At 31.2% G+C, this 12,756-nt stretch carries 11 protein-coding genes; all 11 read right to left on the bottom strand.

Annotation, left to right across the window (positions count from 1 at the left end; translation table 11 throughout):
• Window positions 1–2: 2 nt before the first annotated feature.
• Complete coding sequence (locus E0I26_RS00840) at window positions 3–986, bottom strand: UDP-glucuronic acid decarboxylase family protein (RefSeq protein WP_131914610.1); 984 nt, start codon at window positions 984–986, stop codon at window positions 3–5.
• Between the two features lie 196 nt (window positions 987–1,182).
• The gene (locus E0I26_RS00835) at window positions 1,183–1,911 is read right to left on the bottom strand and encodes a class I SAM-dependent methyltransferase (RefSeq protein ID WP_131914609.1); all 729 of its coding nucleotides are present in this window, start codon (window positions 1,909–1,911) and stop codon (window positions 1,183–1,185) included.
• A 31-nt stretch (window positions 1,912–1,942) separates the two neighbouring features.
• Window positions 1,943–3,058 (bottom strand): glycosyltransferase, encoded by a 1,116-nt coding sequence (locus E0I26_RS00830; RefSeq protein ID WP_131914608.1) that lies wholly within the window; start codon window positions 3,056–3,058, stop codon window positions 1,943–1,945.
• Window positions 3,059–3,079: 21 nt separating this feature from the next.
• On the bottom strand, window positions 3,080–4,204 hold the full coding sequence (locus tag E0I26_RS00825; protein ID WP_235831692.1) for an O-antigen ligase family protein: 1,125 nt from the start codon (window positions 4,202–4,204) through the stop codon (window positions 3,080–3,082).
• A 130-nt stretch (window positions 4,205–4,334) separates the two neighbouring features.
• A complete protein-coding gene (locus tag E0I26_RS00820) occupies window positions 4,335–5,405 on the bottom strand; it encodes a hypothetical protein (protein ID WP_131914606.1) in 1,071 nt (356 codons plus the stop codon).
• A 76-nt stretch (window positions 5,406–5,481) separates the two neighbouring features.
• A complete protein-coding gene (locus E0I26_RS00815) occupies window positions 5,482–6,786 on the bottom strand; it encodes an MATE family efflux transporter (RefSeq protein WP_131914605.1) in 1,305 nt (434 codons plus the stop codon).
• Window positions 6,787–6,882: 96 nt separating this feature from the next.
• A complete protein-coding gene (locus E0I26_RS00810) occupies window positions 6,883–7,869 on the bottom strand; it encodes a hypothetical protein (RefSeq protein WP_131914604.1) in 987 nt (328 codons plus the stop codon).
• 9 nt (window positions 7,870–7,878) lie between these two features.
• On the bottom strand, window positions 7,879–9,558 hold the full coding sequence (locus tag E0I26_RS00805; protein WP_131914603.1) for a DUF6909 family protein: 1,680 nt from the start codon (window positions 9,556–9,558) through the stop codon (window positions 7,879–7,881).
• Window positions 9,559–9,703: 145 nt separating this feature from the next.
• Entirely contained in the window at window positions 9,704–10,582 is an 879-nt protein-coding gene (locus tag E0I26_RS00800) for a carboxypeptidase-like regulatory domain-containing protein (protein ID WP_131914602.1), read from the bottom strand.
• The gene (locus tag E0I26_RS00795; RefSeq protein ID WP_131914601.1) at window positions 10,579–12,090 is read right to left on the bottom strand and encodes a GH3 auxin-responsive promoter family protein; all 1,512 of its coding nucleotides are present in this window, start codon (window positions 12,088–12,090) and stop codon (window positions 10,579–10,581) included. The genes E0I26_RS00800 and E0I26_RS00795 overlap by 4 nt, the downstream gene beginning before the upstream one ends.
• An 8-nt stretch (window positions 12,091–12,098) precedes the next feature.
• Window positions 12,099–12,614, bottom strand: a complete 516-nt coding sequence (locus E0I26_RS00790) for a peptidase (RefSeq protein WP_131914600.1) — start codon at window positions 12,612–12,614, stop codon at window positions 12,099–12,101.
• Between the last annotated feature and the right edge of the window lie 142 nt (window positions 12,615–12,756).

The following is a 12,756-nucleotide window of genomic DNA, read 5'->3' as shown; positions in this document are numbered from 1 at the left end:
TCCTATTTTATATAACCCGAAAAATCCTTGTGTTCTTCTTTTGAAAGTTCTTCGGCTGACAATGATCTAAAATAATCATAGGTAATTTTCATTCCTTCGGCACGTCCTACTTTGGCTTCCCATCCCAGCAATTCTTTTGCTTTCGTGATATCAGGCTGACGCTGTAATGGATCGTTTATAGGTAAAGGATGATATACTACTTTTTGATTGGTTCCTGTCAATTTTATGATTTCTTCGGCAAAATCTTTGATGGTAATTTCATCTGGATTACCAATATTTACCGGATAAACATAATCTGAATGTAATAATCTGAAAATGCCTTCCACCTGATCATCCACATAACAAAACGAACGCGTTTGCATTCCGTCACCAAAAATGGTTAAGTCTTCGCCACGTAGCGCCTGTCCTATAAATGCCGGAATTACTCGGCCATCATTTAATCGCATTCTCGGTCCATAAGTATTGAAAATTCTAACTATTCGAGTTTCTACTCCATGAAAAGTATGGTACGCCATAGTTATAGATTCCTGAAAACGTTTCGCTTCATCATAAACACCTCTTGGTCCGATGGTATTTACATTGCCATAATATTCTTCCGTTTGTGGATGAACCAATGGATCTCCGTACACCTCAGAAGTAGATGCAATAAGGATTCTCGCCTTTTTAACACGTGCCAATCCTAAAAGATTATGCGTTCCAAGAGAACCCACTTTCAAGGTTTGTATCGGAATTTTCAAATAATCTATTGGACTTGCTGGCGAAGCAAAATGCAGAATATAATCCAGTTGACCCGGAACATGAACAAATTTGGTGATATCATGATGATAAAATTCGAAATTCTCCAGTTTGAACAAATGTTCTATATTTTTTAAATCTCCCGTAATGAGATTATCCATTCCAATAACAAAATAGCCTTCCTTAATAAAACGGTCACAAAGATGTGATCCTAAAAATCCAGCTGCTCCGGTGATAAGTATTCTTTTCATATAGATTTTTATAATTTGGGTATTATGGAGTAATTTATTAAAAAGCAAATAAATTATTTCTATAATACAACTCTCTTTGACCTCACAAAGAGGATTCTGTCAAAAATAAACTTATCATTAGGATTGTGAAAGAAATATAAGCAAAATCTTTTCTTTTCTAATAGTTTATCTTCAATCGATAGTGACGGAATTCCAATTATTCTATTTTTTCTAAAACAAAGACATTGTTAAAATAGGCTGTTTTATCAATTGGCAATAATAAACTGAACAGCACTCCAAAAAAGTTAAAAAAGACGATAAAAGGAATTAGAAAAACCTGTTTTACATATTTATTCTCAGGGAGTATATTCTTTATGTAATTTAAATTGAATTGAAAAATAACTTCGATATAATTTCCTGTTTTAAAGTTCTCCACCACCTTAAAACCATTTTTTTGATATAAGTATTTTAAAGCCGGCGTAGTATATCTTGCGAAATCATAGGGCATTTCATGCTCTTCCCACATAAAAGGAGTCGTAATTAGTGCCGTTCCATTTTTCTTTAATACTCTATTAAATTCCTTTAATAATTCATTAATATTAAAAACATGTTCTAAAACCTCTGTGCACAAAAGAGAATCAAACCGTTCATTTTCAAATGGGATTTTTTTTCCATCATAAAATTTATCGACTTCATTATAATTTTGTTCCCTTCCTTCAATCTTGTAATCTACACCAATATATTCCTTCACATTAACAAATAGTTTTTTATAAGGCTTCGTTCCACAACCAAAATCCAACAAGGAACCTTCAAGTTTATCAGCGTTATTTTTTATAGCGATGCGAATTGATTTTCGGATAAGAAAATTATAATTAATGAAAAACCCAATAATCCCGGGATGAAATTTTTCTTTATTAATCTTTTGTTTGATGAATTCCTTGTACATTAATTTTTTTTCAATATTAATTCAACAGCTATTATTTCAAATAAATAGATTCGAGTTCAAAAATATTTTTTTTGATGTTGTAGTTTTCGGAATACGAAGTAAAAGCATTTTTTGACAATTTATCCAATAATTCTTTATCCCTCAATAACTTTAAAATTTCACTTTTAAAACCCTTTATGTCATCATTTTCAATAACAAATCCATTATAATTATCAATAATCAAGTCTTTATTTCCATCACAATTAGTAACTACGCAAGCTTTAGATAATGCCAAACTTTCAATAATAGAATAGGGCATTCCTTCATATCTGGACGTTGAAAGATAGAACTTGGATTGATTAATTATATTAAAAACATCGGTTCTTTCTGTCCAGTTTAAAAGCGTTACGTCATTGTTCATCTCTAACTCCTGAATCAAATTTTTAACTGATTTTAATTGACCTGATACAGGGCCAACTCCCATTACTATTAAATGAATTTTAGCTTCTTTATTAACTTCATGCAAAACCCGTATCATTTGCTCAATATTTTTTTGATACGACGGACGCCCAACGGTACAAATATAAGCTTCAGGCCATGTTTTAGGAATGGTTAAGGATTGTATTTTAACTATTGGTTCAATACAATTATTGAATACAATTACATTTTTATCTTTATAACCAACCTCTTCAGTAGCTCGCTTTTTTTCGGATGCTGATGTGGCCAAAAGAAGACTATTCCCATTGGCAAGAAACTTTTCAATGTTCAAAAAAAGGCTTCTTTTTATACTATTTTGCGTGCTTAAATACGAGAAAGCGTGTGGTGTATAAATTACTTTTATTCCTAATAATTTACCTATAATTCTGCCAATAATACCGCCTTTAGCACTGTGTGCATGTATTAGATTTGGTCTTTCTTTTTTTAGGATTTTATACGTCTGAAATAATGATTTAATATCATTCCCTATTGAAATATCCCTAAAAATAGAAACTTTATATTCTTTTACTTTATTCCCGTTTTTATCAAAAAAAGGTTTGTTCGTGTCTTTGGTTCCATGAATAACTATGTTTTCAAACAAATCAGTATTCACATTCTCTAAAACAAGTCTCAAATATACATCGACTCCGCCTATGGAATGTAATAAATGAATGATCTTTCTTTTTGCCATTTTATCTGATTCTAAAAAATATTATGCAACAATCTGCTTGTTTTTTTGTTGAAGCCAATAACTGGCAAATATAGAAACCCATAAGCCACTGAAAACAATTCCATCAAAACGAAGGAGAAAATCATCTGTAAGGTTTGAAGTAAAGAACAAAAAAAAGAAAGAAATTATAACTGCATTCTTTGTCTTAATTCCTAAATAAGCAATAAATCCAATATAGAATAAAGCTACAATTGGACCCAATATTCCAAATTTCAATAAATAATCTAAAAATTGATTGTGTGTTGGAAATTCATATTTTGCAAGAAAGATTTGATTCGTTTCTTTAAAATACGTTACTAATTCTGTCTTCCCATCCGATGCTCCCACTCCAAAAGGAAGATGTTTAAGGGACAATTCCCAAGCTGATTTCCAGATTGACAATCTAGTTACAAAAGAACTGTACACGGCTATTTCGGGATGGTCAATCTCGTCTAATTTCCCTACTTTGTCCAAATTCGAAAAAATTTGTGTTGAATACTTCTCTTTCATGAAAGGATTCTTTTGTATGAATAAAAATAAAACGGAACCAATCAAAAACAGCATAATAATTGCTCTTTTGAAGATGATTTTAGAACTATAATTTTTCGAAATTTGGAAGTAACCAACAGTAATAAAACCAAACAAAGTACCCAATAATGCCATTCTGGTGTTCACGTACAAAACAAAAAAGAAAGAAAGAATAAAAAGCGTTGAATCTCTAATTTTGGACCATTTACTATAATTTGTTTTTGAAGTTTCAAGCAAAAAATAAAGATTAGAAAAAGCGACAAAAGCCAAGTGCATATTGAGCGCTGGGGCATGAATCCCAATACTGTCAGAAAACACATAACCCATTTCCCAAAGATGAATTCCATTAAGATATTTAAAAAAATGCTCGGGATACAACACTATAAAACGCACAAAAAAGAATGCCATAATAAGTGTTGTACCAACACAATAAGCTTTCAAAATTTGAAGAAATTGAATTCGCTGACAATTCCCAATTAAGAATAGTGGAAAAAAGAGTAACGAAAGGCTTTTTTCCAGTGATTTTAAACCCAATGCATAAGAATCGTTATTTGCGAAAAACAACATTTCCATCAAAAACGGAGCTGCTATTAACAACATAATTGGTAATTGGCTTTTTGAAAGTTTTATTTTTTTTAAAAACAACAAATTGAAAACAACAAAAATTATCAAAAAAACAGTACACAGCTTTCTGAAAATTAATGTAATAGCAATTAAAAATAAAAATAAATTAAATACTTTGTCGAATGTCTTTTCTGAAATGTTCATAATACAATGCAAAATATATTAAAGGGAAAAGGCCTATTTTATGTCTAACGGAAGTGCCTAAATCAGGTTCAAATATACCTTGAACTATAAAATAGGCAAACAAAATTAATAATGTCCACAACTCAAATTGATATTGTTTTCTATTTTTTAAACATCGTGAAAACCGAACAAATAAAATATAAAAAATCAATAATTGCCATACAACAAAGGCTAGTACTTGCGGAGATAAAATGTGCTTAATTGCTTCTACTATTGGCACATTTACAGCCATAAAACCATAGACAATACCAAATGCTTCACCATACCAGGTATCTTGTGATATTGGCGACACTATTGCCGTATTTATATTGTTTTTACTTATATTATTAATGACATAATTTTCCCTTGTTAGTTTTGAAATATACTCTCCTCTTATAACTCCATGACTCAGTGATAAAAAAATAGCAATCAGTAATCCATAAAAAATAGTAGAAAATGTTTTGTTCTCAAATTTGATAAACGATACTACATACATCCCTACTGCAAATATTGGCATCAATAAATAATAGGGTCTGAAAAACGAAAAACAAGCGATTAAAATAAGCGAAAAAATGATTTTAAATAACGGTTTTCTCTTGGATTGAAATATAAAAGGAATGGTACAAAACATCAAAAAAGTTATAAATTCCTTAGTTGGCATAGACATGTATATACCCGTGAGCAGGAGAGCAATATACACCAAACCATTCTTTAGGTTTAACTTATGGAAGTTTGGAGGCACACCTATTTTATATAATAGGTACGTTACTATAGGAAACTGAATTAAGGCAATAGCAAAAAAAGGAAGATGTCGTAAACCCGTAAGTTTATAAAACATAATCGCAAAAGGATAACTGCCAAACCAGCCTATTTCGTGGCCTTTGTCAAATACAATTATTACAGTATCGTTAAAATATCTTTCCGGTAAAATATAAGGCGTCAGAAATGCTACTATTAAATTACAAAAAAACAACCCTATAAATACCGCTTTGTTTTTTTTTATTAGTGTTTTCATCAATACTTTTTATATAAAAAACCTTACTTCGTCTGTGAATAATTATATTGAAATGGTGTTATTTCTCCTTCTTATTTTAATGAAATACAATTAATAACTTATCTTTTTTATAAACAATTATTGCTGTAACTATATTCCAAAAAAGTAAACTTGAAACAAAAGCAATTGCTGCTCCAGTCATAGAATATACCGGGATTAATATAATGTTTAGAATTAAGTTGACTAATACAGCTAAAATTAAAACGATTTGGAAAATACTTTGTCTTCCCGTCATATTCAAATATATAGCTGATACTCCAAAAAAAGAAGCAAACAACTGACCCACCATTAATATCAAAAGTGCTTGTTTGCTTTGTGTATAATTTTCTCCAAAGAAATATAAAATATTTTCGGAAAACAAACAAACAAATAAAACAACCGGTAATGTTAGTAAAACAATCATTCTGGCGCTTTGTTTCAACGTTTTTAATAGTTCTTTTTTATTATTGTCTGTGTAAAGTTGTGCGATTTTTAAAGAAACAGAAATATACACCGAATTATTAATCATAAACAAAATAGAACCTAACTTCATTGCAATGGCATAATAGGCTACCGTTTCATCTCCTTTAAATTTTTTCAAAAACACTACATCGAAAGTCATCATCAAAAAAATAGCTAAATTGCTTATAGCCATCGGGTATGATTTGTGAGCAATAAAGGAGTACGAAAAAGGATTCGTGTCATTTGGTAGAATTGAATCACTTTTTTGTTTTTTAAAAAGTCGAAAAATAATAATCGTTGTTAAAATCGAAAGCGCTACAAATCCTATCAAAAAAGCATCTACCAAATAAGTTTCCTGATGATAATAAAACAATACAATAGCACCAAAAATAACAGAAACATACTTAAAAGTATTTCTAAATAATTCAGCAATATAAATTTTGTCTAATGCTCGAATTGTTTCAGTATTAAACAAGGTTATCGAATAGAAAAACAAAGTAATAATTGCCTTAGCCATCAAAACATAAGTGCTTTTATCGTTGAAAAATAAATTAATGCTATTTTGACCAATGACAAAAAAAACAATCAATACCAGTAAACACAATACAAAAATAAGTAAAACAATTTTTTTATAAATCGCCTTTAATTTTTCCGGTGCATTTGTACTTTTTAAAATGCCTGTAAAATATAATATGGATTGATCAGTGCCGAGAACGCAAATACTGCTTAAAACTAATAAAACCATTCTTATAAAGTCGAATTGACCAATGATTTTTGGATTGTAATTATGCGTTAAAAACAATGAAAATCCGAAAAGGGTAACTACACCTATAATTCTTAAGAACATCGTTTTTAAACTCTGTAAAACAAATGGATTTTTTTTTATTTTATTGAAACCCATATTGATTTTTTTTCAAAATTTCAAGAAATTGTATTGGCCGAATTAATTAAAACCCTATCCGATTGTATTTAGTTTTAAAATGAAAGCAAAAAATAATTATATCATTTTTGCTTTTTTTATCTGACTTTTATAATACGCTAAAAATAAGCGTATTAAAATAAATGAAATCAAGAACAAAATTGGCAAAACCAATTTTAACTTTCCATTGACTGAATTCGCATTTTCAATATTTAATGTTGAACTATTTTCTTTAATAATTTTATTTAATCCTACTAGTTCTACTCTATGATCTCCTTGTTCATTAATCAAAGCCTCTTTAGTTTTAATAACATCGTTTAGCTGTGTGTTTTCATTATAATAAACCAGTTTGTCGCTATTTTGAGCGCCATTTACCCTATTAGAAAATCCATTCAGGACATCATTTATTTGTGAAATAATGGTATCGTTTTGAATCATCTCTATTTGAATATTCTTCACTGTTTCTTTTTGAATTTCCTTATAGTAATCGGAAGTATTCAAAAAATTTAATAACGGTTGAACTGTTTCTGTATCGTTTGTTAACTTTTTTGTTTTAAAATTGATTCTATGAAAGGTGTAATTTTTACTGGTCAAATTATCTTCGAGGATTTTTTTTATATCCCCACCCTCTGCCATCAACTTGATTAATTCAAAGTTTTCTGTTTTATTTTCAATAAATTTATAAACATCCGTTATGGGTTTGATTTCAATTTTTAGTATTTCTTTAGGCTTTTTTATACCAACAATTTCTTTTAGAAAAACAGTATCCCCTTCTTTGATTTTAGATTCAATCAAGTCAATTTTTGAATATAAATAATCGGTACTTCCAAAATTTGGGGTAACTATAACTTGATGATCATAGGTTTTTTTTGTCACATCTAAATAAAATCCTAATCCAACTCCAATTACCAGCAAAATCGAAATTACAATCGCATTTTTTACAAAAAACTGAATACATTTGAATAAAAAGGTATTGATCCATTCAAATAATCGTACTATTTTCTTAGAAATTTGTGTTAAATCGATCTCCTGATCCTCTTGGTTATTGGGTTGGTTTTTGTTCATCCTATGTTTTTATTTTACGTTGAAAATTTGTTCCAATATCTTTATTGTAATCAAATAAGTAGGTTTTACACCCGTAGTTCCAAGCCCACCTGAAGCCAATGTACTTCCTGTTTCCAAAGGATTATCTGATGCATAATACGCATATCTCACTTTGATATCATGAGGAACACTCTTTCTGATTTTTGAAGCGGATTGAATGGCTTTTTGGTAATAAGAACCTTCCATTTCCAATCCTATAACTCCCCAAGTTGATTCATAGAAAAACTTCAATAAATCTCTGTTTTGTAATGAAGTTCCCAAAACAGTAACCATTGGACCTGCAAAAACTGCAATGTCATTTCCTTCAAACATATCAGCAGTCAATTCATTTTCGAAAAAATAATTATCCGCCGTTCCTTCATTGATGTGGGCATTCGGAATCATAATGTCTCCTTTTCCGCCTTCCAGAATTCCCGCTTTTCCCATAATAGAAACTGATTCTACATTAAGCAAAGTTGCTTTTTTATAGGGTTTCAATAACTCATCAATCGTTTCATACGCTTGCTCCCCAAAAGCGTAATCCATAACAATCAGCACTGGTTTTTTATCTCCGGTATTTGCCTTTGGAAACGAAGTTTTTGCCCAATCAATTTTGGCTGTATCAAAAATCTGTACATCTATATTTGTCCCAGAAGTATCCAGTAAAGAAATCATCCCGTGTTTCAAAGCTACTGCCGAAACTTGATTTCTAACTTCATTAGCGCCAGACTTACTCAATTCTTCATAAATAAAGAAATCAGATTTGTCTTTAAACTTCGTTTTTAAAACCTCTGTGGCAAAAATAGAGTTCATCACACTGTGCATGTTCGCGCTAATCACATGAATCGGACGATCTAAAAGTTGATTGTCTTTCAAAACTTCCTTAATGTTAGTAGCCCAAATTTCACCGTGAATATGATGTCCCAATCGTTCTCTTAAAATAGGACTAAATGTTATGGTTCTCTTATTATCATCAACTATTTCTTCAATAGCGAGTTTTCCTAACCAAAAAATAACGTGCAAAAATCGATCTGGCGCCGCGGTTGAACCAAATGCATCATAAATATCCAACACTTCCTCAAATGTTCTTCCCAGAATATTCGCAGCATGTGAAATGGCTTTTTCTTTTTCTACAAGGGTCAATTTTTTCTTTTGAGATACTGCTTGTTCCAGTTTGAACCAATCGCGGGAAACTTCGCCGGCATCATCCAGTAAAACTCTATTTCTAATTTTGTGGGATTCAATGAAAATAAACGTCAAATGCGTCAAAATATCATAAATATCCGAGCGTCCGCGGGTGATTTCCACATTCATTTGTTCCTCATCGATACGGTAGCAATTGCGTCGTCTTTTTGGCGGAACAATCGCTTGAAAATGAGATTTTGAATAGCCTTCTTCCGAAGTTAAATTGATGAATCTACATTCTTCAATTCCTACCGGAAGGCGCTCTATAACATACAAAAGCCCATTTAATTCTACTTTTTCATCTGCAATATTTCCATATATTTCTGGGCTTAATGCCAATAATGCTTCTCTCAATGTATCTCCAGAAACACCCATTGGCTTATAAAATCCTCTATTGAAAAGGTGACGCATGGTGATGTACATTTTTTCAATTGCCGCCGATGATTCTTGCGCTCTAGAGCGTGATATATTTTTAGTTTCTTTCATTCTTCTTTATTTTCTAACCTACAAATGTAGGTTTTTATCTTTTAAGTAGCAGGAGCGATATATTATCGTATTTTATAATATCATATCCTCAATAACGACTGAGGCTAGCTTAAAAACAAATACGACATTATTTCATGCTTATTACTTAGTTTGTTAAAGTCAGATTAATCGCAGGTTCAATAACAGTACCTCTTGCGCTCTTGTTTAATTCAAAATCTATTTTTGGTCTTTTATTCCATTTCCCATTAGAATAAGTAACTGTTAATTCTCTATCTTTATAATTAAACACTACGGATGGAGCATAATCAAATTCTTTAATTATTTTTTTTGATTCTTGATTCTTATATTCGAATTCAATTTTATTATTTTCAATCAACATCCATTCAAATGCAACAAATATTCCTTCTTTAGGAATATTCAGATTATATTTTGATAATTCTATTGTATTCTTTTTCGTCCCTTTTTCTACAAATACAAGGATATCTTCCTTAATGAGATCTTCTCCTGGTAACCCATCTTCTTTAACTTTATAAACTCTTAATTTAAAACAAGCATTTTTTATTTCACTATTGGTGTAAATTATTGCATCCTTTATAAAAGGTGTTTTCGTATAGTCAATTTCATATTTAAATAACTTGGCGTAAATCCATGGCGCTCTTCCTGAGATATGAACAGCACTCGTTTTTTTTGAATCCCCGATAAACCTTGTTATTTCTTTTTTACTCTTATTAATTACAACCTCATTCAATTCAAAAGCTATTCCTTTCATACGTACTTTTTCTGCTTCCGAAACTTTAACTTTCTTGGTTTCAAAACCCAAAGCGGAGAAAATCAAAACCTTATTTTGATCTTCCAAATTAATAGAAAATGAACCATTTTCCTCAGATGTTGTTCCTGAATTTTCGTTTTCAACCCAAATATTAACATATGGAATGGGTTTATTACTTTCATCAAGAACAATTCCTTTAAATTGTGAATAAATAGAAGTACTGACAACTAATAACAGCAGTGTTAATTTTCTCATTTTCTAATTGGCAAATTTTCTAATTGATCTACTATATTTCTGTCATTGGAGAGTCTCGGGATTTTATTTTGTCCACCCAGTTTCCCTATCGATTTCATATAATCCTGAAAACCGTTTTTAGCCACTTTGGTGACAACCACTTTACGCAACACTTTCCCCACAATCAAATCATCATAATAAATGTTTTGTTTTCGCATCGCATTGTCTAACGCTTCCGCAAAAATCACACTGTTCTTAGGTTCGTTTTCAAATTCAATGAACCATTCGTGGTACGGCAATCCTTCTGTTGGCGTGATTTGTGGCGCCACCGTAAATTCATTGATGCGAATATCCGTTCCAAGAATTGCTTCCTGCAAGGCACTTTCCACTTCTTTACCGATTACATGTTCACCAAAAGCCGAAATATAATGTTTGATTCTTCCGGATACTATGATTCTGTATGGTTTTAAACTGGTAAACTGAACGGTATCTCCAATATTGTAGCCCCAAAGTCCCGCATTGGTAGAAATGATTAGTACATAATTCACGCCTAGTTCTACTTCGCCGATGGTGTATCGTTTTGGTCCCGAACCTTCGGGATCGGTATAAAATTCGTCACTTTTTATAAATTCATAGAAAATTCCGGAGTTCAAAAGCAATAACATTCCTTTTTCCTTTTGCGAATCCTGATATGCAAAAAATCCTTCCGAAGCAGGAAATAACTCAATACTGTCTACCTTTCTTCCTATCAAATTCTCAAATTTGGCGCGATACGGTTCATAATTTACACCACCGTAAATAAACAAATTGAAGTTTTTGAAGATGTCTCCCACGGGCTTCCCTCCTTTTTGATGTAATTTCTCAAAATACATTTGAACCCAAGACGGAATACCAGAAATGACCCTCATGTCTTTATTAAATGTTTCCTCGACAATCGCATTTACTTTGGTTTCCCAATCCTCAATACAATTAGTTTCCCAAGAAGGCATCCTATTTTTTTGAAGGTATTTTGGAACAAAATGCGCCACAATTCCAGACAATCTCCCTAATTTAACTCCATTTTTTTCTTCCAATATTGGACTTCCTTGCAAGAAAATCATTTTACCGTCAACAAAATCAGCATTTCCGGTTTCATGAATGTAATGTAAAATGGCATTTCGAGCCGCCTCAATATGAAAAGGCATCGATTCCTTAGTCAAAGGAATGTATTTAGCCCCGGAAGTAGTTCCCGAAGTCTTGGCAAAATAAAGCGGTTTTCCTTTCCAAAGTATATTTTCCTGACCTTTTACCACCTTATCAACATAGGGTTTCAATGCCTCATAATCGCGAATAGGTACCTGTTTTGCAAAATCTTTCTCATTTTTTATTTGGTCAAAATGATGGTCAATACCAAATTGGGTTTGCTTCGCTTCTTTGATTAATTTTTGCAAAACTTTCTTTTGAGTTTCAATAGGATTATTGGCCCAAACTTGTGTTTTCTTGTATATTTTTTGTGCAAATAATTTTGCAGCACTAGATTTTATTGACATTATTAGAATTATTTTTTTGTGTCTTGTTTCCTTCCCTTTGGGGAGGTTGAGAGGGGATTTTTTTCTTCTTTCGCTACTTGTTCTCTCAATTCCAATTCTTGCTTTGATGCAGATAAATCAGCTTGAGAAGGTACTTCATCTGCAGCCGAAAGTATCGAATCTTTATTGAATTTTGCATATTCTAACTCTCCTGTCAACACTTTTTGAATCGACTGGATATACGCTTCGTTTTTCTTTAAGGCTCGTGACAAAGAATCTGATTTTAAAGCCAGTTCCATTGCGTCTTTCTTTAATTTTGAGGAAGAATAGCCTGGTATAAATTCTCGTAAAGGAGTAAAAGCAATAATAAAAGTAGTAACAAATGTAATAATTATTGCTCCCAAAGTCGCTACCACAAAAACATTCATTAAAGTAAGTTTCAAAGAAAATGTTTCTTCAAAAGTATCTTCGTTAAGTATTACTAAACGTCGTTTATTGAATAAATTTTCTTTTAGTTTGCGCCGTTTTAGCCTTTTTTTAGACATACTTTTTTATTATTGAACAAATATAACAATTATTGTCGTTGATTGTATTCGCTTGTTTTTGTTCACTTTTCCTAACCTAAATTTATTTTTAATAAATTTTTAACGCTTTTGAAACCAAATAAATGTATCAAAATGAGTTTCA

It is taken from the genome of Flavobacterium rhamnosiphilum (assembly GCF_004349195.1).
Taxonomy (GTDB): Bacteria; Bacteroidota; Bacteroidia; order Flavobacteriales; family Flavobacteriaceae; genus Flavobacterium; species Flavobacterium rhamnosiphilum.
This window is presented reverse-complemented; position numbering and strand designations above follow the sequence as displayed.